Origin of the sequence: Sporosarcina sp. USHLN248 (assembly GCF_037144575.1) — a bacterium.
In the GTDB taxonomy this organism is placed as follows: Bacteria; Bacillota; Bacilli; order Bacillales_A; family Planococcaceae; genus Sporosarcina; species Sporosarcina contaminans.
Genome location: NZ_JBBCZC010000142.1, coordinates 1 through 221, shown reverse-complemented (window position 1 = coordinate 221; position 221 = coordinate 1). Strand labels below are relative to the sequence as shown.

General features: G+C 50.7%; 1 rRNA gene. It reads left to right on the top strand.

The features are described 5' to 3' along the window. Positions 1-106: ribosomal RNA gene (gene rrf / locus WFH04_RS18285) — 5S ribosomal RNA — on the top strand; the annotation flags it as partial. Between the last annotated feature and the right edge of the window lie 115 nt (positions 107-221).

Genomic DNA, 221 nt, shown 5'->3' with positions numbered 1-221 from the left:
ATAGCGAAGAGGTCACACCCGTTCCCATCCCGAACACGGAAGTTAAGCTCTTCAGCGCTGATGGTAGTGGGGGGCTTCCCCCTGTGAGAGTAAGACGTCGCCAGGCAAAGGGGGCTGTCCAATAAGTCCCTAAAATAGAACAGGTGGCGAAAAACGAATCGTTTTTCGCCACCTGTTCTTGTATTTTTCTCATTCAATACTGAAAGTAGCTCGCGGATGCC